The organism is Skermanella rosea, assembly GCF_016806835.2.
GTDB classification, from domain to species: domain Bacteria; phylum Pseudomonadota; class Alphaproteobacteria; order Azospirillales; family Azospirillaceae; genus Skermanella; species Skermanella rosea.
In genome coordinates this window covers 55,381-79,935 of the sequence record NZ_CP086113.1, presented here as the reverse complement: position 1 = coordinate 79,935, position 24,555 = coordinate 55,381, and the positions used below count along the sequence as shown (strand labels likewise).

The following is a 24,555-nucleotide window of genomic DNA, read 5'->3' as shown; positions in this document are numbered from 1 at the left end:
ACTCTGACAAGAAACCGACCGGGAGGGTTCGACATGACGACCATAGGATTCATCGGCCTTGGATCCATGGGCCTGCCCATGGCCACCAACCTGCTGAGGGCGGGCTATGTCGTGCGAGGGTTCGACCTTCGGGCGGAGTCCGTCTCCGCCCTGGAGCGGGCCGGTGGCACCGGCGCCGGCACGGCCGCGGAGGCGGCGCGGGGTGCCGACGCCCTTGTCCTGATGGTCGTGAACGCGGCTCAAGCCGAAACGGTGCTGTTCGCGGACGGCGCGCTGGGCGGGGTGGCATCGGACGGGATCGTCGTCCTGATGGCGACCTGCCCGCCGGGCGAGGTGGCCGGCCTCGCCCGGCGCGTCGAAGAGACGGGACGGAGTTTCGTCGACTCCCCGGTCTCGGGCGGCGTCGTCGGCGCCGTGGGGGCGACGCTCACGATCATGGCGGCGGCGCCCCGGTCGGTGTTCGAGAAGGTCAGGCCGATCCTCGAGGCGCTCGGGGACAAGGTCTACCACGTCGGCGAGGAGCCGGGGCAGGGGGCGACGGTCAAGACCGTCAACCAGCTGCTCTGCGGCGTCCACATCGCCGTGGTGGCCGAAGCCTTCGCGCTGGCCGTCCGGAAGGGGGTCGACCTGAACATCCTGCTGGAGATCATGGGCGGATCCTCGGCTTCGAGCTGGATGCTGAAGGATCGCGGTCCGCGCATGCTCGAGGCCGATCCGGAAATCACGAGCGCCGTCGACATCTTCGTCAAGGACCTCGGGATCGTGCTCGAGGCGGGCCGCGACGCCAAGGTGGCGCTGCCGCTGGCGGCCGTCGCCCACCAGCTGTTCCTCGCCACGTCCGGGCGCGGCGAGGGCGGTGCCGACGACAGCCAGGTGATCCGCACATACCATGCGATGAACGGAACCGGCGGTTCCCGGTAGCGGCACGCCGACGCCGCAAACCCCACGGCCCCATCCGCCGGCCGCGCAGCAGCCCAGAAAGGCCAGACCATGTCCGAGACTATCGTCTTCCTTGATCATGAAACCCTCGGTCCCGAGGTGACGATGCGCCGCCCCTCCTTCAGCCATGGCTGGGAGGTCCACGGCAAGACCACTCCCGACCAGGTGCTCGAACGCGCCCGCGAGGCGAGCATCCTGATCGTCAACAAGGTCCCCCTGCGGGAGCCGGTGCTGGATCAGCTCCCGAACCTCAAGTTCGTCGCGGTGGCGGCGACCGGTACCGACAATGTCGACCTGGCCGCCTGCCGCCGGCGCGGGATCCCGGTCTCCAACGTGCAGGCCTACGCGGTCCATACGGTCCCGGAGCATACCTTTTCCCTGATCCTCGCGCTCCGCCGGTCCCTGATGGCGTATCGGGAGTCCGTGGCGTCCGGAGCGTGGCAGCGCGCGGCCCAGTTCACCCTGCTCGACCATCCGATCCGGGATCTCCACGGCTCCACGCTCGGCATCGTCGGCGAAGGCGCGATCGGCCAGGCGGTCGCAGCCCTCGGCCGGGCCTTCGGCATGCATGTGCTGTTCTCCGCGCACAAGGGCAGCACCGGCATGGGGCCGCTCTACACGCCGTTCGAGGAGGTCCTGGAGCGGAGCGACGTGCTGACCCTCCATTGCCCGCTCACTCCGCGGACGAGGGATCTGCTGGGCGCGGCCGAGTTCGCCCGGATGCGGCGCCGGCCCATCGTCGTGAATACGGCGCGCGGGGGGCTGATCGTCGAGGCGGACCTGGTGCAGGCGCTGGAGAGCGGCCAGATCGCCGGCGCCGCCGTCGACGCGGTCTCGGTCGAACCTCCCCCGGCGGACCATCCGTTCATGCGGCTGGCGAAGCGGCCCGACTTCATCCTGACGCCCCATGTCGGATGGGCGAGCCGGGAAGCCCGGCAGGAGGTCGCCGACCAGGTCACCGCCTGCATCGAAGCCTTCGTCGCCGGACAGCCCCGGAACCTGGTCACGTGAGAAATCCGTCACCGAACCGCCAAGAAGGACCCGCCGCCATGACCAGCGTCGATCCCCGCCTGATGGCCAACGCGATTCGCTTCCTGTCCATGGACGCGATCGAGCGTGCCGGCGAGGGCCATCCCGGCACCCCGCTCGGGGCCGCCGACATCACCACGGCGCTCTTCACGCGCCATCTCAAGTTCAATGCGCGCGACCCGCTCTGGTTCGACCGCGACCGCTTCGTGCAGTCGAACGGCCACGGCTCCATGCTCCTCTATTCGCTGCTCTACCTGACCGGCTACGGGAAGATCGGCCTGGACGAGATCAAGCGCTTCCGCGTCCTCGGGTCCCACTGCGCCGGCCACCCGGAATACGACCCGGCCGCGGGCATCGAGGTCACGACCGGCCTGCTCGGCCAGGGCATCGCCAACGCCGCCGGCATGGCCCTGGCCGAAGCCATCCTGAACCGGTGGTTCGGCCCGGGCATCGTGGACCACCATACCTACGCGCTGGTCGGCGACGGCTGCCTCCACGAGGGCGTCGGCCAGGAGGTGGTCTCGCTGGCCGGACACCTGCGGCTCGGCAAGCTGACTTTCCTGTGGGACGACAACCGGATCACCGACGACGGCGATATCGGTCTCGCCCTCTCCGACGACATGGCCGCGCGCTTCCGCGCCAGCAACTGGCATGTCCAGGAGGTCGACGGGCATGATCCGGAGGCGGTATCCTCCGCGATCGCCCGGGCCAAGGCGGACCCCCGGCCGTCGATGATCGCTTGCAACACCACGATCGGGCGGGGAATACCCCGGGTCCAGGGACAGCGGGCCGCCCACGGCGGCCGTGTCTTCAAGGAGGACACCGATGCCGCGAGGCAGCATCTCGGGTGGCCCCATGCGCCGTTCGAGATTCCCGACGCCATCCTGTCGGCCTGGCGGGAAGCCGGGCGCCGGAGCGAGCCCGAGTACGAGGCCTGGCAGGGCCGGGTCGCGGCCCTGGACCCGCAAAAGCGCCGCGACTTCGACCGTCTCCGCGAGGGGCGCCTGCCGGAAGGCTGGGAGACGGCGTTGCTGGCCTACAAGCGGCGGGCCGCGGAGACCCGGCACGTCGACCACGGCTACAAGATCTCGGGCGACATCGTCGACCTCCTGGCCGAGGCGATCCCCGAACTGGTGTCGGGGGCACCCGACCTCGAAGGCGCCACCCTGCACAAGCGGCGGCTTTCCGCCTTCACCGCGGACGACCGGAGCGGCCGCTACGTCCATTACGGCGTGCGCGAGCACGTGATGGCCTCCATGCTGAACGGCATGGCGTCGCATGGCGGGGTGGTGCCGGTCGGGGTGACCTACCTGGTCTTCTCGGACTACAACCGCGCCCCGATGCGGATGTCGGCGTTGATGGGCCTGCCGGTGAAGTATGTCTTCAGCCACGACTCGATCGGCGTCGGCACCAACGGGCCGACCCACCAGCCGGTCGAGTTCCTCGCCTCGTTCCGCGCGATGCCCAACATGCTGGTGCTGCGCCCCGCGGACGCCGTCGAGGCGGTCGAGTGCTGGGAGATCGCCATGAACCATCGCACGGGTCCCTGCTCGCTGATGTTCCCGCGTCAGCCGCTCGAAGCGGTGCGTACCGACGGATCGGACGGGAACCGGTCGAGCCGGGGCGCCTATGTCCTCGCCGAGGCCGAGGGCGGCGCCCGGCGGGCGACGATCCTGGCGACCGGCTCGGAGGTATCCATCGCCCTGAAGGCCCGCGCGGCGCTCCAGGCCGAGGGCGTTCCGACGGCCGTGGTCTCGATGCCGTGCTGGGAGCTGTTCGACCTGCAGGACGCGGCCTATCGGGCCCGGGTCATCGATCGCGGCACGGTGCGGGTGGCCGTCGAGGCGGCCGTGCGCCAGGGCTGGGACCGCTATGTCGGCGAGGATGGCGGGTTCGTGGGCATGGACGGCTTCGGCGCCTCCGGCTCGGTGCCGGACCTCTACGACCATTTCGGCATCACGCCGGAGCGGGTCGCGGCCGAGGTCAGGGCGCGCCTGTAGGGGGCGCCCGTGGCGGCCGGCCGGTCACCTGCGCGGCTTCCGCAAGGCGACCCGGCTTCGGCGCACGACCTTTTCGGCGTTCATACAGTGTCCGGCGGATAGCAGTCCTGGTGCGGCAAGACGGCCGGACTTCGAAATCGTCGCTGCACAGCCGTTCATTGCTGAACAGACACTCAGTTCACGAACAGACCGGGTACCAGCAGTCCGAGGCGTCACGCGCCCCGGGCCGGTGCCGGAGCCCGGCTTGGGCGCTTCGGCGGTATCGGGCCACGATCGCGCTGGCGAGCGCTCGCGTTGCGGCGCGGACCTCCATCGCGCACCGGCTCGATCCGGATCTCGCCGTCGTCGCCGTCCCGCCCGTCCGGCCCGGATGGCTTGCGCCGGATCGCCGCGATGAACCGGGCGGCCGCGCTGCTGGTCACCTCGAACTCGGTTTCGCGGTCGAACACGCGGATGCGGCCGATCTCTTTGCGGGTCACGTGCCCCCGACGGCACAGGAACGGCAGCAGCCAACGCGGGTCGGCATTGCCTGCCCGGCCGATGTTGATCCGGAACCGGGCATAATCTTCATTGCTCCCGCCGTCTTGCGGTCGCTCGGACCGGTCGCGCCGATCCCCGCCGTCAGCGCCCGCCGAGAGCTCCTCGGCGGCGGGCAGCGGCGCGCGTAATGCGCGCACCAGGGCGGCCGCGATGCGCTCGGGATCGCGTTCCGCCAGCAGGGTCCTGGCCACGGCGAGATCGTCTTCCGACACGTCCTCGGCGGCGAGGGATATCGCTTCGCGCTCCAGCCGCTCGCGGTCGCGTGCCAGCACCTCCTCGGCGGCCGGCGGGGCGGACCAGGCGGCTTGCACACCAGCTTCCCTGAGGAGGCGTTCGGCGGCCCGGCGTCGCGTGTGCGGCACGAGCAGGACGCAGGTTCCCTTGCGGCCGGCCCGACCCGTGCGCCCGCTTCGATGCAGCAGCGTTGCCGGGTCGCGCGGCAGGTCGGCGTGAACCACCAAGCCAAGGTCCGGCAGGTCGATGCCGCGCGCCGCCACGTCGGTCGCCACGCAGACCCGCGCCCGGCCGTCGCGCAGCGACTGCAGCGCCCGGGTGCGTTCCGCCTGGCCGAGTTCCCCCGACAAAGCCACCGCCGAGAAGCCCCGCTCCAGCAGATTGCCCTGAAGCCGCGCCACCGCCTCACGGGTAGCGCAGAACACCAGCGTGCCTCGGGCCTCGAAATAACGCAGCACGTTGACCAGGGCGCGCTCGGTTTCCAGCGGTGCCGCGAGCATGGCACGGTACTCGATGTCGCCGTGCGGCTCGCCGCCCGCGGTCGCCTCGATCCGCAACGCGTTGCGCTGGTACCGCTTGGCCAGGGCTGCGATGCCCCGCGGCACGGTGGCGGAGAACAGCAGGGTGCGGCGCTCCGGCGGCGTCTCGTCGAGAATAGCCTCGAGGTCCTCGCGGAAGCCGAGGTCCAGCATCTCGTCGGCCTCGTCGAGCACCACTACCCGCAAAGCGGTTGCATCCAGGCCGTCCCGCTCCAGGTGATCGCGCAGCCGTCCCGGTGTTCCGACCACCACGTCGGCGCCGTCAGCCAGGGCGCGACGTTCCCGGCGCATGTCGGTGCCTCCGACGCAGGTGACGATCCGGAACCCGAGCCGGGCATACAGCCATTCCAGTTCGCCGCCGACCTGCAACGCCAGCTCCCGTGTCGGCGCAATCACCAGCATGCGGGGCGGACGGGATCTTCCGTCGCCCCTGTCCGGGTCGAGGAGATCCGGGGCCGCGCCCAGGCCGTAGGCGACTGTCTTGCCCGAACCGGTCTGGGCCGAGACCAGCAGGTCGCGCCCAAGGGCCTCCGGCTGCAGCACTGCGGCCTGCACCGCCGTCGGCTCGGCATAGCCACGCGCGGACAGGGCTTCCAGCAACGCGGGGTCGAGAGATGGGAATGGCATAGCGGGCAGGTGAGCTCCAGACAGGGTGATTGACAGATATCCGTGTCACGCTTCAGGCCAGTCAAGGAAGGACCGGGACTGCTCGTCACACAGGGCGGCGGCTAGTCCAACAGCGCGATGGCGAACGGATCGCGGCGATCAGCAAAAGAATGCAGCAGCGGCAGTTCGGTATCAAACCGTGCAACCACGCGGCCAGGGCCTGACCGGCTGCCGTCCCATGGCCGCCCGGGATCCTGGTGACGCCGAGCCCTGCGGCATCCGGCGGAAGTCAGGCTCCGGATTCGTGCTCCAGCATGTGGCGGATGGTTCGGCCTTGCGATGGCCGATGCGCAGGGATGGTGGGCCAAGCGTGCTGGTCGAGGTTCAGGTTCTGATCGCCGCCACACGCTTTCGAAAAGCCGCTGCATCAACCTCATTCTCGAACCAAATCGACAGGGTGCCGAAATGGCACGATCCGCTTCGTCGAGGTGCCGGATCCGGATCGCCCCGGAGCCTGATGCCGCCCCTTCAGGCGAGCAGCAGGCCGGCGATGCGCGCGGGGGCCGAACTGTCCGGCAGTGCCGCCGGCAGCACGACCTGGAGGTCCTTCTCCAGCGTGACGCCGTCCAGGCAGACGGCCGCCAGCGTGCCGTGCCGCACCTCCTCGGCCACCGAGCTCTCGGCCACCAGCGACACGCCGAGCCCGGCCCTGACCGCGTGCTTGACCGCCTCGGTGCTGCCCAGCGCCCGGTCCACGCGCAGCAGCCCGGCCGCGTCGCCCAGCGCCCGGCGCAGCAGCGTGCCGGTCCCGGTGCCGGGCTCGCCGCCCAGCAGCGGCTGGGTCGCCAGTTCCTCCACCGTGACGCCGGCGCGGCCGGCCCAGGCATGGTCCGGCGACACGATGATGACCAGCCGTTCGCGCCGCCAGCGCCGGGCCACGAACCCGGGGCGGTCGTCCCACCATTCCAGGACCGCGATGTCGATCTCGCCCGCTTCCAGCTTGGCGACGATGTCGGGATTGGGGCCGATCCCGAGCTCGAACCGGACCCTGCCGCCCTCCAGCTCCGCGATGCGCTTCAGGTGCGGCTGAAGCAGGTAGATGCCGATGTTGCTGCTGGCGCCGATGCCGACATCCCGCCCGGCGATCGTGAGGCGCGCCCGTTCGGCCACCGCCATCAGGCTGCGGGCATAGGGCAGGAACCGGCAGCCGTCGATGCTGGGGATGCTGCGCGCCCGGCCGCGGACGATCAGCGTCGCACCCAGCGCCTCCTCCAGGCTCCTGACATGCAGGGACACGGTCGGCTGGGCGACGCCGAGCCGCCGCGACGCCTCGTGGAAGCTGCCGGTCTCGACCACCGCCAGGAAGGCGGCGACGTGCCAGAGGTTCAGCATCCCGCCGTCCCGGCCCGGAGACCCAGGGCCGCCGCGTCGGGCCGGTTGACGGCACCGCGCGGCGCCCGGCCCTCCAGCACGTCGATGATGTTCGCCGCGGCCTCGCGCTCGATGGCCAGGCGGACCCGGCCGACCGCCGATCCCGGGTGGGGCGTGAACAGCGTGCGGTCGCGGTCGGCGAGCAGCCGCGGGTCGACCCCGCGCGGGCGGTCGGGGCGGGCCCAGTCTTCCATCTCGAACACGTCGGCGGCGTAGCCGCCCAGGTGCCCGGCGGCCAGCGCGTCGGCGACCGCCGCCTCGTCTACCACGCTGCCGCGCGCCGGATTGACCAGCAGGGCGCCGGGCTTGACCGTCGCCAGGGCGGCTCGGTCGATCAGGTGCAGCGTCCCGTCGGTCAACGGGAGCGCCACCACCAGGATGTCGGAGGTGGCGAACAGGTCGGCCCGGTCCAGCCGGCGCAGTCCCGGCGCAATCCCGGCCGCGGCGTCGGCCGGCCGGCGGTCCCAGAAGACGAGGTCGGCGCCGAACCCGGCGAGCCGCCCGGCGATGGCACGCCCGATCGCGCCCATCCCTGCGGCTTGCCGCTACTGGGTCAGGTCGAGGCCGAGGAGCGTCGCCAGTTCGCGGACGACGTCATAGTCCCCATCGGCGATCGGCGCGAAGCCGTCGGCCTTGAAGGGCTTCAACACGGCGGGGTCCTTCAGGTCCAGGAAGGCGGCCCGGATGCGCTGCTTCAGCCCAGGTTCCAGGTCCGAGCGCATGGTCCAGGGATATTGCGGGAACGGGGCGGACTCGGTGATCACCGCCACCTTGTCGCGGCTCACCAGCCCGCGGTTGACCATGCTTTCGAAGATCGGCTTGCTGTCGAGGCTGGCCACCGGCTCGTCGGCGAGGATCAGCGCCGGTTCCTGGGCCAGCGCCCGGGCGACGCCGACTCGCTGGCGCTGTCCGCCGCTCAACTCGTCGACCCGGGTCAGGGCACGGTCCTTGAGCCCGACGCGATCCAGGCATTCCAGCGCCACCAGCCGGTCCGCCCGCGGCAGCGGCAGCAGCGTGCGTCACGGCGAATGATAGCCGAGCCGGCCGGTCAGCACGTTGGACAGCGCGGCAAGGCGGCCGATCAGGTGGTGGTGCTGGAACACCATGCCGGTCCGCCGGCGGTGGCGCCGAAGCACGCCGGGCTCGGACAGCCGGCCGAGGCCGTCGACCCGGACCTCTCCCTCGGTCGGTGCCACCAGGCCGTTCAGGCAGCGCAGGAGCGTGGACTTGCCGGCACCCGACCGGCCGAGCAGGACGACGAACTCGCCGGGCCGGAAAGCGAGCGTGATCGGCTTCAGCGCCTGCACGCCGTTCGGATAGGTCACCCCCATCCCGGTGATGTGAAGCATGGCTTCCTCGATCATCCTTTGCAATCGAACCGTGGTTTCCAGCAGGAAACCACGGTTCGATTGCGGATGACGTTGCCGTGAAGTGTCGAAGAAGCTTTCTTGCCGGTCGGGCAGGGCCGCCGCGACGACCGGCACAGGCACGGTGTCTTCCGGGTTCGGACCGTGCGGGAGCGTGCGATCGGCGGCACTGCCCGAAAACGGGAAACACGCGCGACAAGCCGTCGGTGCCGGGGTGGAAACGTCCTCCAGCCGACGGACCCGCGTCATCGGGACGGCTCGCGGCAAGCCGGCGGATAGAAACACCTTGTTCTTGAGACGCATTCGCATTATTGGATGCGCGCGCGCAGGCGGACCGCCCGAAGGCACCTCGTGACGGCGGGGCCGAGGGTCCGGGGATGCCCCTGGAACGCTCCGCGGCTTCTTCGGACATCGGGCCGTCGTCGGGCGCGACCGGTCGGCCCACGGCAGCGAGCGGACCATCCTCGACCAACCGAGAAGACCACCCGGCTTAGGACGCTCCCATGAACCTCTTGAAATCACTCCTGACCGTATCCGGCCTGTTTGCTCTGGTCAGCCTTGGCGCGACCCCCTCCTCGGCCGAGCCGACGCGCTATCCGCTGACCATCGAGAACTGCGGGACGCAGGTCACCTTCCGGAAGGCTCCGGCGCGGGTGATCGGCCTCGGCCAGAACAGCGCCGAGATCCTCTTGCTCCTCGGCCTTCAGGACAGGATGGTCGGAACCGCCTTCTGGCCCAGCGCGGTCCTGCCCCAGCTTGCCGAGGCCAACGCGAAGGTCAAGCTCCTGACCGTCGAGTTCCCGACCTTCGAATCCATCCTCGCCGAAGACCCGGATTTCGTCGCGGCGGCGCTGCCCAGCCTGCTCGGCCCGAACAGCAAGGTCGCCAAGCGCGGGGACTTCGACAAGGTCGGCGTCCCGACCTACCTGTCGCCCAGCACATGCCTCGATACCCAAGGTGCCAAGGACGTTTACGGCAGCCGCGCGCAACTCTGGAGCATAGACCTGCTCTACAAGGAGATCGACGAACTCTCGCGGATCTTCGACGTCGCCGACCGCGGCCAGGCGCTGATCGCCGATTTCAAGGCGCGCGAGATGGCGCTCCGCGCCGTCGTCCCGAAAGCCGACCGGAAGCTTTCCTACGTCTTCTGGTTCTCGAGCCCGTCGCCGGCCGCCGACGCCTTTCTCGGCGGCAAGAACGGTGCGTCCGGCTTCATCGTCGATCTGCTCGGCGGCACCAACGCCATCACGACGGAGGCCGAATGGCCGACGCTCGGCTGGGAGGGCATCATGGCCGCCAATCCCGATGTCATCGTCGTCGCCAGCCTCGACCGCAACCGGTGGGAGCTCGACAAGTCGGAAGCCAAGATCAAGTTCCTGACCACCGATCCGGCCGTCAGCCAGATGCCCGCGGTGAAGAACAAGGCGATGGTCGTCATGGACGGCCAGGCGATGAACCCGACCGTCCGCACCCTCTATGGGGCCGAGCAGGTGGCCGGGCAATTGAAGACGCTCGGTCTGGTGAAGTGACCGGAACGCAGCGCATCGTCGGCCGGTTGACCGTCCTGGGAGGCACGTTCCTGGCCTCCCTGCTGGCCATCGCCCTCGTCGTCGGAATCAGCGTGGGCATCGGCGACCTGCCGATCCCCCTCTCCACGACCTGGTCCGCCGTGACCAACCGGCTGGGATGGACGACGGTCGAACTGAGCCGCATCCACGAGACCGTGATCTGGGATTACAGGCTCAGCCGGGCGCTGGTCGCAGCCTTCTGCGGCGCCGGCCTGGCGCTGTCGGGGGCGATCATGCAGTCGCTCCTGCGCAATCCGCTCGCCGAACCCTATGTCCTCGGGATTTCGGCCGGCGCCTCCTCCGGCGCCGTCGCGATCGTCATCCTCGGCATCGGGTCCGGAGCCTTGTCGCTGTCGGCGGGCGCCTTCGCCGGAGCCTTCGCGGCCTTCCTCTTCGTCGCGCTGCTGTCGAACGGCACGCGCGGCGGCGCCGACCGCACGATCCTGGCCGGCGTCGCCGCATCGCAGCTCTTCAACGCCGCCACGTCCTACATCGTCACGACCTCGGGCAATGCGCAGCAGGCGCGCGACGTGATGTTCTGGCTGCTCGGCAGTTTCGGCGGCGTGCGCTGGCCCGAGTTCATGCTGGTCTCCATCGTCGTCGGCCTCGGACTTGCGGCGTGCCTGACCGCCGCGCGGGTCCTCGATGCCTTCGCCTTCGGCGACGAGGCGGCGTCGGCGCTCGGGGTCGATGTCGGTCGCGCGCGGATCACGCTCTTCGCCCTGACCGCGCTGATGACGGCCACCATCGTCAGCATGGTCGGCTCGATCGGTTTCGTCGGCCTGGTCGTGCCGCATGCGGCGCGTTTCTTCGTGGGACCCACGCATATCCGGCTGCTGCCGGCCTGCGCGATCGCCGGAGCGATCTTCATGGTGCTGGCGGACATCGCTTCGCGGGTCCTGATCCCGCAGCAGACGCTGCCGGTCGGCGTCGTCACGGCCCTGGTCGGCGTGCCCTTCTTCTCGCTCATCCTCTACCGGTTCCAGCGCGCGTCATGAGCATCAAGGCCGAACAGCTTACCTGGAGGATCGGCGGCAAGACCGTGCTGGATGCGGTCTCCCTGGAGGCCGAACCGGGCGAGATGCTCGGCCTGATCGGGCCGAACGGGTCCGGCAAGACCTCCCTCCTGCGCCTGCTTGCCGGGCTGAAGCGGCCGCATTCCGGTCGGGTCATGCTCGACCGGAAGGATGTCCGGGCGATCTCGCGCCAGTCGATCGCCCGGCGCGTCGCCTTCGTCGAGCAGCACGCGACGACGAACGCCAACCTGAAGGTCGTCGACGTCGTGAAGCTCGGCCGGTTCCCGCACCGTTCCATGTTCTCGGGCTGGTCATCGGCCGACGAGGAGGCGGTCGAGGACGCGCTGGCGAAGGCCGGCATGACGGAGAAACGCAACGACTCCTGGCAAAGCCTGTCGGGCGGCGAGAAGCAGCGCGCCCACATCGCGAGGGCCCTTGCGCAGACGCCCCAGGAGCTGATCCTGGACGAGCCGACCAACCACCTCGACATCCAGCACCAGATCGGCCTCCTCAGGCTCGTATCCGGTCTCCCGGTCACCAGCATCATCGCGCTTCACGATCTCAACCACGCCGCCATGTTCTGCGACAGGCTGGCCGTCCTGAGGCAGGGCAGGGTCGTCGCGTCCGGACACCCGGCCGACGTGCTGACCGAGGACCTGCTGAGGAACGTCTTCTCGGTCGAGGCGCGCATCGAGCTGACCGCCCACTCCGCGCGGCCCCATATCCACTATCTGCGTTGAGGCATGGCCTTGAACGCATCGGCGAGGATGTACCGGTAACCGCGCCGACCGCCTTTCGGCCGGGACGCGACGGCAGCGCGGTCTTGAGTCTCGACGGCACGAGGAATATCTTACTTTCATCTTACCTCTCGAGTGTGAGCCCATGGCGCAAGCTGAAAAGCTGATCACGACCGTCTCGACCAAAGGACAAGTCATCCTCCCGAAAGCCATCCGCCAGCGGCGGGAATGGGATGTGGGCACCCGGCTGATCGTCGAGGAAACACCGGACGGCGTCCTGCTGAAACGTGCCCCGGCTTTCGCGGCGACGCGGCCCGACGAGGTGTTCGGTATCCTGCCCTTCGACGGCGAGCCGAAATCCCTGGAAGACATGGAGGCCGGTGTGCTGTCCGAGGCCCGCCGCCGTCATGATCGCGATTGATACCAATGTGATCGTCCGGTACCTGACCGGCGACCACCCGGAGCAATCCGCCCGTGCCCGGGCGCTTGTCGACGGAGGGGGCGTCTTCGCCGCCGTGACCGTGATGCTCGAAGTCGAATGGGTGCTGCGCAGCGCCTATGGTTATCGCCCCGCCGAAGTCGCGCGGGCGTTGCGGGCCTTCGGCGGTCTGCCGACGGTCACCGTCGAGGATGCGGAAATGGTTGCCGAAGCGCTCGACCATGCGGAACGGAGAATGGATTTCGCCGATGCGCTGCATCTCGGGAAATCCACGCACTGCGAGGGCTTCGCCACCTTCGACCGGAAATTCGTGAAAGCGGCGCGGGCCGCGGGCCACGCGGAAGTCCGGGAGGTTTGACCCGCGCCGGGTTTATCGGAGGCCGATTTGGTTGAGCCACGCAGTCCTGGCGACGTCCCCGGTTTGAGTATAGTAGCGTGCTTCGGCTTCGGCGGGCGGAATACTGCCGATGTAGTCGAGCAGGCGCCGGGTGTTGAACCAGTCCACCCATTCCAGGGTACGCCATGGCCTGCGGCCCCGGGGACCGTGCACCTGATCTGGATTCCGCGGTCGAAATTCAATCGACCGGTGCCGCCCGGCGTGAAGCGGCTGCGGCCGGCTCAGCGCGCCAGGGTTTCGAGATAGGCCACGACGTCGGCGATCTCGGCATCCGACAGGGACAGGTTCGGCATCGGCGGGTGCGGATCGGCCAGCCACCGCCTCACCCGGGCGGTGGCCGGCTCTCCCTGGCCGGAGGGAATGCCCCTGGCGATCCCCTCCAGGCTCGGGACCGCGTCGGTCCCGGCTCCCGAGACGACGTGGCAGGACGAGCACCACCGTTCGGCCAGGCGCTCGCCGGCGGCGGGATCGCCGCTCCGCGCCTGGCTTCCGGCGGTGGCGAAGACGACTGCCGCCGCGCCCAGCAGTAACGCGGCCTTCCACGATGATCCGGCCATCTGGTGCCCCTCATGAAGGTCACGGACGGCGTCGCCGCGCGTCCCCTCCCACAGGCCGGTGATGGCACGCCGCCGCCCTGGCCGCATTAACCTGGATCAGGAAACCTGCCGGACCTCAGGATGCCAGGGCGCGCTCGGCGAAGGCGGCGACAGCCAGAAGGCGGGCATCCCGCCGCCAGGGCGCCACCAGCTGGATGCCGAGCGGCATGCCGTTCGGCCCCCTGACGCAGGGCAGGGTGATCGCCGGGGCGCCGATGAAGGTCCAGGGCGCGCAGAGCGCCGGGTCGCCGGTGTCGTCCAGTCCCTTCGGGGCTTCGCCCGTGGCGGGAACGGTCAGGACGGCGTCGAACCCGTCGAAATGGGAGGCCATGCCGTGCCGCAGGCTCTTCTGCCGCCCCAGCGCCCCGACATAGGTTTCCGCGTCGATGCCCCGCCCATCGTTGACCAGGTTCTGGAGATGACGGCTGGTCCGGTCGGGAAACCGCTCGACGCGGTCCCGGAAGATATGCCTGGCCTCCACCCTCAGCACGGTCATGATGTCGTCCAGGGTCCTGCCGTACGCACCGTCCAGCTTGACCGTCTCGACGATGGCGCCGGCCGCCGCCAGGGCTTCGGCCGCCCGGTCGCGGGCGGCCCGCTGGTCGGGACCGACCCGATCCCATGCCGGCGGATCGATCACCGCGATACGCGGCGCCGGCAGGGCGGAAGCGTCGCCGCCCAGGCCGTCCGGGACCATGCCGTGGGGGTCGGACGGGTCCGCCGCCGCGAAATGCCCGAGGGCGTAGGCCGCGTCCGCGACCGACGGGGTGAACAGCCCGACATGGTCGAGCGACCACGCCAGCGGATGGACGCCGGTCCTCGGGATCGCGCCGAAGCTCGGCTTGAAACCAACCACGCCGCAGAAGGCGGCCGGCCGGATCACCGAGCCGATGGTCTGGGTGCCGATCGCCAGCGGGACGATGCCCGCCGCGACCGCCGCCGCCGACCCGCTGGAGGAGCCGCCCGGCGTCCGGGACTCGTCGTGCGGATTGACGGTCGGGCCGGGGTTGCGCCAGGCGAACTCCGTCGTGACCGTCTTGCCGATCACGGTGCCGCCGAGGCGCCGGATCCGCTCGACGATCCAGGCGTCGGCCGCCGGCCGGAAATCGGGATCGATCCGCGAGCCGTAGCCGGTCGGCATGTCCGCGGTATCGATGATGTCCTTGACCGCGACCGGCACCCCGGCGAGCGGGCCGCCGGCCTGCGCCGTAGCCTCGCCCGGCAGGTGGGCGAAGGCGTGGAGCCGGCCGTCGAGGCGGGCCGCTTCCGCCAGCGCCGCGGACACCGCGTCGCCGGCACCGCCGCCCGCGATCCGCCGAAGGGTGGATGGGAATGCCGTCACTGTCCTGCTCCCGGGCGAATGGCTTCATGAAGGCTCATCGGGAAAGCGCCTTGGTGATGAACCGCTTGTCCACGAACTGCTCGAACTCCGGCTGCGATCCCAGGTTCCCCAGCGCGATCTGCACGCCGAGGCTGGTGCTCATCCCGTCCTCGGTGATGTCAACGCTGGGGGCGTAGACGCCTTCCTCGACCATCCGCTCGACCGCCGCGGCGACGACCTTCTGATCGAGGTTGGGGAACTGGCCCTGGGCGATCCGTGCTGCCTCCTGCGGGTCCTGCTGGATCATGGCCAGCGCCTTCTGAAGGCCGTTGACGAAAGCCTGGGCCTTGCCGGCATCGACGTTGCTGCGCGCCATGATGGTGGAGAAGGCATAGGCGCCGTATTCCTTCGGGAAGGAATAGACCACCTTCTTGCCCTGGGCCACCGCCTGGTCGACGCCCGGCTCGTACATCACGGCCAACGGCGCCTGGCCGCCGATGAAGGGCGCCGGCTCGGCGCCGATCTGGACCTGGGTCATGCGGACGGACTCCTGGGAGACGCCGCTCTCCTTCAGGAGCTTGAGGAACAGGGACGTGCTGGTGGTCGGCATCATTCCGGCGACCACGGTCTGGTCGGCGAAGCTCTCGGGACCCTTGTAGTCGAAATCCGCGTCGGCCAGGATCCAGACGGCGGCGCCGTTGACCACGTTGGCTATGGTCTTGACCGGAGCGCCCTTCTCGAAGGCGATGGCGGTCCATTCCGGCCCGTGCAGCGAGAAATCAGCGCTGCCGGCGATCACCGAATTGAGCGCGGTAGGCCCGGAGCCTGCCGTCTCCTTGGTGACGTTCAGACCTTCCTCGGCGAAGAAGCCTTTTTCCATGCCGACATAGAGGGGCAGGTAGAGGAGCGACTGGAACGCCTGCGAGATGGTGACGTCCGTCTTGGCGCCGCCCTGCGCCAGCGCCGGGGCGGTGAACGACAGCAGGGCGGCGGATGCCAGGGCTGCGACGAGTTTCTTCATGTCCAACTCCGGATGCGTGAAAGGTCGGGTAGGGGGCGGGGGCCGGAGGTCAGGCCGCGACCTGCCGGGAGGTCTGCTCCTGCTTCCAGGGCAGGACGCGCCGTTCGACGAAGTTGACGAGGTGGTAGAGGGCGAAGCCCAGGATCATCAGCGAGAAGAGCCCGACCCAGACCGTGTTGAGGTCGTAGAGGTTGGACGCGGTGAAGACGAGGTGCCCCAGCCCGTGCTGGGAGGAGATGAACTCGCCAACCACCGCGCCGACCAGCGCGAAACCGATATTGATCCGGAAGGTGGCGATGACGGCCGGAAGCGACGACGGGATCACCGCCTTGTAGAAGATCCGGTGCTTGTCGGCGCCCATGGAGGCCAGCAGCCGCTGGAGGTCCTTGTCGGAATCCCGCGCCGCCTGATAGGCGGTGATCAGCGCGACGATCGCGGTCATCGCGATGACCAGGGCGATCTTTGCGGAATAGCCGGTGCCGAACCACAGAATGATCAGCGGCGCCAGCGCGATCTTCGGCACGCTGTTGAGCGCGATCACGAAGGGCTCGACGATGCGCGCGACATTTTCCGAATACCACAGGGACAGGCCGAGCGTGGTTCCCAGGAGCGTCCCGATGGCGAAGCCGACGATGGCCTCCAGCGCGGTGTAGCCGGCATCGACGAACAGCGACCCGTCGGCGATGAAGCGGCCGAAATTGGCGAAGATCCCGGACGGCTGCCCGACCAGGAAGCCGGAGATCGCGCCGGTCCTGACGCCGATCTCCCAGGCGGCGAAGAAGGCCGCCACCGCCAGCACCTGGATGCCCGCCCGGGCGAACCCGCCGCCGGCCTCTCCCAGGGAAAAGCGCGACCAAGCCCGGCCCGGCAGGGCTTTGGCCGAAGCCTGGATGCGTGATGCGGTCATTGTCATGATGCGATCCTCAGCATGTCTGGCCTCAGCGTGTCTGGATTTCGAGTTCGCTGCACAGCAGGTTGAAGTATTGGGAAAAGTGCGGGTCGCTCCGCGATTCCACGGGGGAGTGGCAGGATATCTCGATGTCGTGGACCGCCTTCACCCGCGACGGCCGACCGCTCAGCACGACGACGCGCTTCGACAGCGCCACGGCCTCGTCCACGTCGTGGGTGATCAGGATGACCGTCTTGCCGGACTTCTCCACGGCATCGACCAGCACTCCCTCCAGGTGGAGGCGGGTCTGGTAGTCGAGCGCCGAGAAAGGCTCGTCCAGCAGCAGGATGTCGGGGTCCATGACCAGCGTCCGGATCAGCGCCACGCGCTGCCGCTGCCCGCCGGACAGGGTGCTCGGATAGGCGTTCTCGAACCCGGCGAGGCCGAAGGCCGCCAGGTACTCGCGCGCCCGCTCCGTCGCGACGCGCGGATCGACGTCGCGCATCTCCAGCCCCAGCAAGGCGTTCTGGAGCACGGTGCGCCAGGGGAACAGGAGGTCCTTCTGCATCATGTAGCCGATGTGGCCGCGCAGGCCGGTGACCACCTCGCCCCTGAAGCGCATGGTGCCGGCATCCGGCTCCAGCAGGCCGGCGATCATGTTGAAGATCGTCGTCTTGCCGCAGCCCGACGGCCCGATGATGCTGACGAAGTCCCGCTCGTGGATTTTGAACGTCAGGTCGTTGACGACCGGTACCGTGCCCGTCCGGGTCCGGAAAGACTTCGCGATGCCGGTCAGCTCCAGTTGCGTTTCTCTGTCCTGCATGATCGTCCCTCACGATGAGTGATAGACGATCAGTAGCAAAACGCATGCCAGAGTATGTTACTTACAGATCTGATCGAGGTGCAAATCCGCTCCGGTTCCGGGCCGGCACGAAATTATCAATTGCGATGAGGTAAGTTAAGGAATTTATCTTGCAATGTACTCGCCGGATCGCGCGGCGAGCTTTCGAGGATTGGGACGGGGGCCGGCCGTTGCTGCGGCTTCTGTCCAACATCGCGGCATATGGTGTGGAAACTGGGCGCTTGATGTGCATCGACCCCAGCCCGGCCCCGCGGCCTTTCCGCCGCGGAGCCGGGCGTTCCTTTACGCCGCCTCGAACCGGATCTTCCGGGCGCCCTGCCACAGGGCGCGGCGGCCGACCTCGGGCAGGTTCTCCAGTCCCGAGGTCAGGGTGATGAAGTGGTTGCCGGCAAGCTGGCCCATCTTGCTGGCGAACTGCACCCCGCCATAGGCCAGCAGGATCTCGGTCTCGCTGATCCCGCCGGGATACAGGATGATCTGCCCCGGCGCAGGATAGCTCGTGTGGTTCTCGTATCCCACGCCGAAGTCATAGTCGCCGAGCGGGATCCAGACGCCTTCGCCGCTCCAGCGGACATGGACGACCTGGGAGTCGAACGGCAGGCGCTCGATGAAGGCGGCACAGGTCTTCGGCGCCGCCTGGAGTTCCAGCCGCGCGTCGAAGACCATCTCGTCGATGGTGACCTTAAGCTTTTCCATGATCTCTCTTCCTCCCCGTCAGGGGGTTGGTTTCGTCCCGAGCGCCCAGCGCCCCAGCATGGCATGGATGCCCTTGCGCCGGTTCACCAATTGCGTGACGCGGAGGTCGGCCGCAAGGCTGCACAGCCGATAGGCTTCCTCCTCGGACAGCGAGGTGCGTTCAGTGATCAGCCCGATCATCTCTATCAGGGCCGTGCGCGCGGCCTCGTCCAGGTCCTCGTCGAAGCCCATGGTGATCAGGTGGCCCGGCGTTTCCGCCCGGGGAAACGCCAGTCCGGCCCGCTTGACCAGATCAATGCGGAAGGTTCCGGTCAGGCCGGTCTCCACCGCGGTCAGGCAGACTTCCCCGTCGCCCTGGGCGGCATGGCCGTCCCCGGCGGAGAACAGCGCGCCTTCCGTCCAGACCGGCAGGTACAGGACCGACCCGGCCGTCAGCTCCTTGTTGTCGATGTTGCCGCCGAAGGCGCCGGGAACGATCGAGGTGAGCCGCCCCAGCTCCGGCGCCGGCGCGGTGCCCATCACGCCGAAGAAGGGGCGGGCGGGGATCTCCAGCCCCCAGGGCGTCAGCACCGTTCCCGCCGCCCTGTCGATCGGCAGATGGATGCGCCGGTGGTCGGGGAACCGGTCGGGCAGGGCTCCGGCGCCCGGCCGGATCAGGTTGAAGCCCCAGTCCTCGCGTAGCGCCACGTCCAGGATCTCCACCCGGAGCGCGTCGCCCGGCTCGGCGTCCCGGACGGCGATCGGGCCGGTCATGATGTGCGGCCCCATGTCCGGCTCGACGGCATCAAGGATGCGCCAATGCTCGGGCCGGACCGTCATGCCGGAGCCGGCCGGCGGCAGATCGTCCCGCCCGCCGCTCACGGTATGGATGACAATGGTGTCGCCGCCGGCGATCTCGGCGACCGGGGCCAGCGCCGCGTCGAAATGGCCCCAATGCACCGTTCCGGGTTCGGGGAGGAGTTCGATCCGATCCGCCATCGGCTCAGGCCCGTTCCGCGATGATCGCGACCGGTCCGCCGCCGTCCGGTCCCTGGTGCTCGGCCCCGCCGGAGACGAACAGGTCGGTCATGCCCATCGTCCCGGCCAGCACGCCTGCGACGAAGGCGCGGGCATGCCGGGTGGCGGAGATGTCGCTGTCGTCCAGCATCGTGTGCCGCAGGCCCCGCACGGTGCCGGTCCGCGACGCCTCCGCCTTGGCCAGCACGGCCCTGACCCGTGCCCTTGCGGGGCCGTCGAGCTGCCCCTCGGCGTCGAGGCCCAGCCGCGCCAGCGCCGCGCGCACCGGCCCGACGTCGGCGGCATCCCCCATCACCGCATGGTCGATGGCGAGCGGACCGGTCCAGTCCGGGCTCATGCCGAGCACCAGGATCTCATGCCCCATCAGCTCGATCCCTGCGGAGGTGCTGGCCCGGCCGGACCACAGCCGCATGTCCGCGCCGTTGGCGTCGTCGGGAATCTCCCCGATCGCCAGTTCGCCCAGCGCCACGGCGACGCCCAGCGCGCTGGCGCCGCGCGACAGCCCCATGGATTTGAGGGTGTCGCGCGTGGCGGTCGCCCGGCCCCGGGCCACGGCCTCGGCGGCGCGGGCCGCCGTCAGCAGCGGGCACTTGACCTGGACGAAATGCACGGCGGCCGGATCGGCGATGCCCGCCCGCTCCATGGCGTCGGCAACTCCCCGGGCGACCATTTCCACCTGGGCGCGGCGGCCCAGATGTTCGGGCGGCAGGTCGGGGGTGATGGCGCTTCCCATGGCGAGCGCCGGGCCGCGCGCCGGCTCGTCCGACTCCCGGCGCTCGAACACGATCCAGTGGGGGGAGAGGGCGCCCTCGGTCCCGCCGGACATGACGAGGCAGACGCGCCCGGCCGCCTCCCGACCGACATGCCCCTGGAGGAACAGCTTGAGGCTTTGCGTCGCGAAGCCCCGGCTGAAGTCGTTGACGCAGCCGTTGCCTTCCGTCTTGCCGAGGATCGCGACGATTCCGGCCGGGTCCAGGTCGCCCGCCCGGACCAGCCGTTCGAGCCCGGCCACGTCGTCGGGGCCGGTGGTCGCGACGCGGTGGACCGCGACGCCGGGGCGAATACGTGATGTCATGCTGTGTCCTGGTCTTCCGTTCATTGGGCTGCCTCAGCAGCAGGGTGCCGCCGCGAAATGCCGGTGCAGCGCGCGGCCCAGTTCCGGCAGGGCGGCCCGCAGGGCGTCATTCTCCTTGATCCCGTGGCGCAGCCGGTCCAGCAGCTCCGCCTGGACGGCGTCGTGGTCTATGCCGGTCAGCTTCCCCCGCCGCGCGACCGTCCGCCCCGCCACGATCACCTCGGCGATATGGCCGGCGCCGGCGCGGGCGAACAGCAGGTCGCGCGGCGACAGGTCGGGCACCAGCCGGTCGGAATCCAGCTTGTCCGTGTCGAGCAGCAGCAGGTCCGCGGGCGCTCCGGGCTCGATGGCGCCGCCCTCGTCCCGGCCGGTCACGGCGGCGCGCCCGTTGGCCAGGGCGATCCGCAGCATCTCCCTCTCGTCGATCGCGGTGTCGAATCCCCAGCCGCGATGCAGCGCGTTGGCGAGGCGCATCTCGCCCAGCGCGTCGTCGTCCTCGTCCAGCGTCAGCCCGTCCAGGCCCAATGCTACCTTGCAGCCGCGCGCGACCATCTCCGCCACCGGCGCGATGCCGGACCGGATGCCCAGGTTGGAGCCCGTGTTGACCGCGATCGTGGCGCCTGATTCGGCTATCAGCTCAAGCTCCTCCGGCCGCGCCCAGGTGCAGTGGGCCAGGGTCAGGCGCGGCGACAGCAAGCCGATCCCCTTCAGGAAGGCAAACATTCCTTCAGGGAAGTTCCGGTCCGCCCAGTCCCGCTGGTAGCGCGTCTCCAGGCAGTGCATGTGGACCCGCCGGCCGGTGCGGGCGGAGGCGTCGGCGACGGCGCGCAGCAGCCCGGGCGAGCACCACTGCACGCCGGTCGGCCCGTACTGCACGTCCACCAGGTCGCCGGCCGCGGCGCCGGCCACCTCCTCGACCAGGCGGATCTGGTCTTCCACGGGCATCGGGGCATTGCCGGTCCGCCGGGCGATCTCGCGCCGGGCGTCCTCCGGCAGCAGGGCCAGCACCTCCTCCGACGGGCCGTAGACCAGCGGGTTGCGGTCCTTCAGCGCCACCGCGAAGCCGATCCGCACCCCGATGTCGGCGGCGGCGCGGGCGACCTCGGCGGCTTCCAGGGGCAGCGGGGTCAATCCCTGCACCCGCGTATGGTGGACCATGACGGCGCCGGACCCGCCCAGGGCGCTGCGGCCCAGCGAGGCCGCGGCGGCGAGGTACGGGTCCACCGCCGGCAGCAGCGCCAGGTACTGGAGCCAGAGCTCCAGCGGCTTGCCCGCCGCCCCGAAGGAGCTGGACCGCACCGGCCGGCCGTGGTCGTGGGCGTTGACCGGCACCGGCAGGGCGAACAGCGGGTCGGCCTCCCCGCCGATCCCCGCCACGCCGGCGATCCGGCCGCCGTCGAGCGAGAGCCGGCTCGGCCCCCGCAGGTCGTAGCCCCTGCCGTGCAGCAGGCCGGCGCAGGCGATGGATCTTTCCGTCATGTCTGGCCTCAATTCCCCGCGCCGGCGACGAGGCGCTGGTCCTGCGGCGGCAGGAACGACCGGTCGAACACTTGCGACGGCTCGGGCTTCCGCGGCAGGTCGTAGGCTTCGGCCATCACCGCGATGGACCGCTCCAGCCGGGCGTCGTCCACGTCGCCCAGCCCGATCTTCCGCGTTTCCGGCGTGATCATCAACCGGTCGAAGGCGAACCGCACCCGGCGCCCCTCGCTTCCGGCATCGACCAGCGGCTCGACCGCGGTCAGCGCCTTCACGCCCATGTCCGGATCGGCCATCACGTCCTGCACCGCCCGGTTGATCGCCCGGACCAGCCCCCGAACCGCCTCCGGCTTGTCGCGGGCAAGATCCCGGGACACCATCACGCCGTTGGAATAGAGGTCCAGCCCGTGGTCGGCATAGTCCAGCCACCGGAAATCCCCGTCCGGGTCCTGGCCCTGCTGGATCAGGTTGACGTAGCTGGTCACGTTGAAGACCAGGGAGGCCGCGACCTCGCCGCGGATCAGCATCTGCTCCTGCAGGTTGGGCTGCATGTTCAGCACCTCGACCGACGGCACGGCGACGCCGTTCCGCGCCAGCAGCGCCGGAAGCAGCCGGGTCGCGGCACTGCCGGCCGGGCCGCCGACCTTGCGGCCGGCCAGGTCCTTCATGTCCTCGATGCCGCTGTCCGTCCTGGTCAGCACCGCGAAGGGCGGACGGTTGTAGATCTGGTAGACCATCACCGGCGCCTCGCCCGGCTTCTGCGCCGCCTGCTGGATCACGGCGTTGATGTCGCCGAACCCGGCGTCGTAGGCGCCGGACATGATGCGGGTGACGGTGGCGGCGGAGCCCTCGCCCTGGTCGATGGTGACCTCCAGCCCCTCGTCGCGGAAATAACCCCTGTCCCGGGCGACGAAGTACCAGGCGTGGATGCCCTGGTACTTCCAGTCCAGCGTGAAGCGGATCGGCGTCGGCTCCTGGGCCTGGGCGGGGGTGGCTGCGAACGGCTGCGCTGCAACGAGGGCGAGGCCGAACCCGGTCGCCAGGGCGGCCCGGCGTGAAATGTCGATCATGGTGTTCTCCGATGCTGTGCGGGGGCCTCAGCCCATCGCGAATTCGGTCTTGCGGTTGGCCCAGCCGGTGACGCGGCGCTCGATCAGCGAGAAGACGACGTAGAGCGCGATGCCCAGCCCGGCCAGGATGAAGAGCCCGGCGAAGACCAGCGGGACGTTGAAGTTGGAGGAGGCGATCAGCATCATGTTGCCGATCCCCCGGTTGGACGCGACCGTCTCCGCGATGACCGTGCCGACGAAGGACAGCGTGACGGCGACCTTGAGGGAGGCGAACAGATAGGGCATGGCGCGCGGCAGCCCGACGTTCAGCAGGATGTCGCGCTTGGTCGCCTTCATGGTGCGCAGCACGTCCTCCAGCTCCGGTTCCGTGGTCGCCAGCCCGGTCGCCATGTTCACCACCACCGGGAAGACCGAGATGATCATGGAGGTGAGCACCGCCGGCACCGTCCCGGCGCCGAACCACAGCACGAAGATCGGCACAACCGCGACCTTGGGAATGGACGAGAAGCCCACCAGCAGGGGGAACGCCACGTTGTAGGCCAGCCTGGACGAGCCGATCAGCATCCCGATCAGCACCCCGGCGGAAACGCCCAGCGCGAACCCGACCAGCGTGGTGTAGAGCGTCTGCACCGCGTGCGGCATCAGGGCGGGCCAGCGCTCCACCAGCACCATGACGATCTGGGACGGGCGCGGCAGGACGTATTCGCTGATGCCGAACAGCAGGCAGCCGACCTCCCATGCCACGAAGACGCCGGCGATCAGGCAGGCTGACGCGATCTTCTCCCGTTTCAGGCTGGTCATGGGGTACCTCCCGCGGCGCTCCGGGCCTCGACGATCAGGGTGCGCAGCTTGTGGGTCAGGTTGGTGAATCCCGGCTGGTAGGTCGTGTCCAGCGTGCGGGGGCGGGCGAAGCCGACCGGCTCGTCCACCAGGATCCGTCCGGGGCGGGCGCTCATCACGACGATCCGGTTGGCCAGGAAGGCGCTCTCGCGCAGGTCGTGGGTCACCAGCAGAACGGTCGGCTTGCCGTCGATCCACAGCGTCTGGAGGATGTCCCAAAGCTCCTCCCGGGTGAACTGGTCCAGTGCGCCGAACGGCTCGTCCAGCAGCAGCAGGTTGGGCTCGTGGATCAGCGCCCGGCACAGCGAGGCGCGCTGCTGCATGCCGCCGGAAAGCTGCCAGGGATACTTGCCGCCGAAGCCGCCCAGGCCGACCTTGGCCAGCAGGGCCTCGGCCCGGTCGCGGTACTCGCCGTGCCGCTTGCGCTTCCAGTCGGCCCGGAACGGCTGCACGATCTTGAGCGGCAGCATGACGTTGTCGCGGATGCTCAGCCAGGGCAGCAGGGTCGGGTTCTGGAAGGCCATGCCGATCCGCACGTCCTGGGCCCCGACCTCCCGCCCGGCCACGAAGACGTGGCCGCTCGACGCCTTCAGCAGGTCGCCGACCAGCTTCAGGATCGTGCTCTTGCCGCAGCCCGACGGTCCGACCAGCGCGATGAAGTCGCCCTCATCCACCTGGAGCGAGATCTCGGCCAGCGCCTGCGTGGCGCCCGGACCCTTCCCGTAGGAGACGGTGACCCGTTCCAGCTCGATGAACAGCCTGCGCGGGGGCTGGGGGTCCGGTTCCGGCACCATGGGCACGGGGACCAGCGCGGGTGATTTCGCCGTTTTCATGGGTGTCCTCGGATCCG

At 69.7% G+C, this 24,555-nt stretch carries 23 protein-coding genes and 2 pseudogenes; 8 read left to right on the top strand and 17 right to left on the bottom strand.

What is annotated here, in order from left to right; translation table 11 throughout:
* Positions 1 to 33 precede the first annotated feature (33 nt).
* The 3 genes from JL101_RS31700 to tkt all read left to right on the top strand — a co-directional run bounded on the left by JL101_RS31700 (position 34) and on the right by tkt (position 3,968).
* A complete protein-coding gene (locus JL101_RS31700) occupies positions 34 to 921 on the top strand; it encodes an NAD(P)-dependent oxidoreductase (RefSeq protein ID WP_203099409.1) in 888 nt (295 codons plus the stop codon).
* Positions 922 to 990: 69 nt separating this feature from the next.
* Positions 991 to 1,950 (top strand): D-2-hydroxyacid dehydrogenase, encoded by a 960-nt coding sequence (locus JL101_RS31695; RefSeq protein ID WP_203099408.1) that lies wholly within the window; start codon positions 991 to 993, stop codon positions 1,948 to 1,950.
* Between the two features lie 38 nt (positions 1,951 to 1,988).
* Entirely contained in the window at positions 1,989 to 3,968 is a 1,980-nt protein-coding gene (tkt, locus tag JL101_RS31690; RefSeq protein ID WP_203099407.1) for a transketolase, read from the top strand.
* A 212-nt stretch (positions 3,969 to 4,180) separates the two neighbouring features.
* Here tkt and JL101_RS31685 read toward each other — a convergent pair whose 3' ends face one another.
* The 5 genes and pseudogenes from JL101_RS31685 to JL101_RS31670 all read right to left on the bottom strand — a co-directional run.
* Entirely contained in the window at positions 4,181 to 5,908 is a 1,728-nt protein-coding gene (locus JL101_RS31685; protein WP_203099406.1) for a DEAD/DEAH box helicase, read from the bottom strand.
* 507 nt (positions 5,909 to 6,415) lie between these two features.
* Positions 6,416 to 7,279 carry a LysR family transcriptional regulator gene (locus JL101_RS31680; RefSeq protein ID WP_203099405.1) on the bottom strand — a complete coding sequence of 288 codons (864 nt, stop codon included), beginning with the start codon at positions 7,277 to 7,279 and terminating at the stop codon, positions 6,416 to 6,418.
* The gene (locus JL101_RS31675) at positions 7,273 to 7,848 is read right to left on the bottom strand and encodes an NAD(P)-dependent oxidoreductase (protein ID WP_203099404.1); all 576 of its coding nucleotides are present in this window, start codon (positions 7,846 to 7,848) and stop codon (positions 7,273 to 7,275) included. The genes JL101_RS31680 and JL101_RS31675 overlap by 7 nt, the downstream gene beginning before the upstream one ends.
* Positions 7,849 to 7,863: 15 nt before the next feature.
* Positions 7,864 to 8,142 (bottom strand): annotated as a pseudogene (locus JL101_RS36855) (PhnD/SsuA/transferrin family substrate-binding protein); the annotation flags it as partial.
* Positions 8,143 to 8,682: pseudogene (locus JL101_RS31670) on the bottom strand (phosphonate ABC transporter ATP-binding protein); the annotation flags it as partial.
* Positions 8,683 to 9,188: 506 nt separating this feature from the next.
* On the opposite strand from JL101_RS31670, the gene JL101_RS31665 reads away from it, so the two are divergent.
* The 5 genes from JL101_RS31665 to JL101_RS31645 all read left to right on the top strand — a co-directional run bounded on the left by JL101_RS31665 (position 9,189) and on the right by JL101_RS31645 (position 12,803).
* Positions 9,189 to 10,214: an ABC transporter substrate-binding protein gene (locus JL101_RS31665; RefSeq protein WP_203099403.1), complete on the top strand. Its 1,026-nt coding sequence runs from the start codon at positions 9,189 to 9,191 to the stop codon at positions 10,212 to 10,214.
* A complete protein-coding gene (locus JL101_RS31660; protein ID WP_407697460.1) occupies positions 10,211 to 11,251 on the top strand; it encodes a FecCD family ABC transporter permease in 1,041 nt (346 codons plus the stop codon). Before JL101_RS31665 ends, JL101_RS31660 begins: the two co-directional genes overlap by 4 nt.
* Complete coding sequence (locus tag JL101_RS31655; RefSeq protein WP_203099402.1) at positions 11,248 to 12,009, top strand: ABC transporter ATP-binding protein; 762 nt, start codon at positions 11,248 to 11,250, stop codon at positions 12,007 to 12,009. Before JL101_RS31660 ends, JL101_RS31655 begins: the two co-directional genes overlap by 4 nt.
* 142 nt (positions 12,010 to 12,151) lie before the next feature.
* Positions 12,152 to 12,427 (top strand): AbrB/MazE/SpoVT family DNA-binding domain-containing protein, encoded by a 276-nt coding sequence (locus JL101_RS31650; protein ID WP_203099401.1) that lies wholly within the window; start codon positions 12,152 to 12,154, stop codon positions 12,425 to 12,427.
* Positions 12,414 to 12,803, top strand: a complete 390-nt coding sequence (locus JL101_RS31645) for a type II toxin-antitoxin system VapC family toxin (protein WP_203099400.1) — start codon at positions 12,414 to 12,416, stop codon at positions 12,801 to 12,803. Before JL101_RS31650 ends, JL101_RS31645 begins: the two co-directional genes overlap by 14 nt.
* A gap of 260 nt (positions 12,804 to 13,063) precedes the next feature.
* Here JL101_RS31645 and JL101_RS31640 read toward each other — a convergent pair whose 3' ends face one another.
* The 12 genes from JL101_RS31640 to JL101_RS31585 all read right to left on the bottom strand — a co-directional run bounded on the left by JL101_RS31640 (position 13,064) and on the right by JL101_RS31585 (position 24,499).
* Positions 13,064 to 13,399, bottom strand: coding sequence for a c-type cytochrome (locus JL101_RS31640; protein WP_203099399.1), 336 nt, complete (start codon positions 13,397 to 13,399; stop codon positions 13,064 to 13,066).
* A gap of 115 nt (positions 13,400 to 13,514) precedes the next feature.
* Positions 13,515 to 14,780, bottom strand: a complete 1,266-nt coding sequence (locus JL101_RS31635; RefSeq protein WP_203099398.1) for an amidase — start codon at positions 14,778 to 14,780, stop codon at positions 13,515 to 13,517.
* A 34-nt stretch (positions 14,781 to 14,814) separates the two neighbouring features.
* On the bottom strand, positions 14,815 to 15,780 hold the full coding sequence (locus JL101_RS31630) for an ABC transporter substrate-binding protein (protein ID WP_203099397.1): 966 nt from the start codon (positions 15,778 to 15,780) through the stop codon (positions 14,815 to 14,817).
* A 49-nt stretch (positions 15,781 to 15,829) separates the two neighbouring features.
* Positions 15,830 to 16,693 carry an ABC transporter permease gene (locus JL101_RS31625; RefSeq protein WP_228435611.1) on the bottom strand — a complete coding sequence of 288 codons (864 nt, stop codon included), beginning with the start codon at positions 16,691 to 16,693 and terminating at the stop codon, positions 15,830 to 15,832.
* Positions 16,694 to 16,718: 25 nt separating this feature from the next.
* Complete coding sequence (locus JL101_RS31620; protein ID WP_203099395.1) at positions 16,719 to 17,492, bottom strand: ABC transporter ATP-binding protein; 774 nt, start codon at positions 17,490 to 17,492, stop codon at positions 16,719 to 16,721.
* Positions 17,493 to 17,813: 321 nt separating this feature from the next.
* Entirely contained in the window at positions 17,814 to 18,227 is a 414-nt protein-coding gene (locus JL101_RS31615; protein WP_203099394.1) for a DUF3830 family protein, read from the bottom strand.
* Between the two features lie 18 nt (positions 18,228 to 18,245).
* Positions 18,246 to 19,205, bottom strand: coding sequence for an acetamidase/formamidase family protein (locus JL101_RS31610; protein WP_203099393.1), 960 nt, complete (start codon positions 19,203 to 19,205; stop codon positions 18,246 to 18,248).
* A 4-nt stretch (positions 19,206 to 19,209) separates the two neighbouring features.
* Positions 19,210 to 20,319, bottom strand: coding sequence for a cyanuric acid amidohydrolase (gene atzD, locus JL101_RS31605; protein WP_203099392.1), 1,110 nt, complete (start codon positions 20,317 to 20,319; stop codon positions 19,210 to 19,212).
* Between the two features lie 33 nt (positions 20,320 to 20,352).
* Positions 20,353 to 21,798: an amidohydrolase family protein gene (locus JL101_RS31600; RefSeq protein WP_203099391.1), complete on the bottom strand. Its 1,446-nt coding sequence runs from the start codon at positions 21,796 to 21,798 to the stop codon at positions 20,353 to 20,355.
* Between the two features lie 8 nt (positions 21,799 to 21,806).
* Positions 21,807 to 22,865 (bottom strand): ABC transporter substrate-binding protein, encoded by a 1,059-nt coding sequence (locus JL101_RS31595; RefSeq protein ID WP_203099390.1) that lies wholly within the window; start codon positions 22,863 to 22,865, stop codon positions 21,807 to 21,809.
* A gap of 27 nt (positions 22,866 to 22,892) precedes the next feature.
* Positions 22,893 to 23,666, bottom strand: coding sequence for an ABC transporter permease (locus JL101_RS31590; protein ID WP_203099389.1), 774 nt, complete (start codon positions 23,664 to 23,666; stop codon positions 22,893 to 22,895).
* Positions 23,663 to 24,499, bottom strand: coding sequence for an ABC transporter ATP-binding protein (locus tag JL101_RS31585; protein ID WP_203099446.1), 837 nt, complete (start codon positions 24,497 to 24,499; stop codon positions 23,663 to 23,665). Before JL101_RS31585 ends, JL101_RS31590 begins: the two co-directional genes overlap by 4 nt.
* Between the last annotated feature and the right edge of the window lie 56 nt (positions 24,500 to 24,555).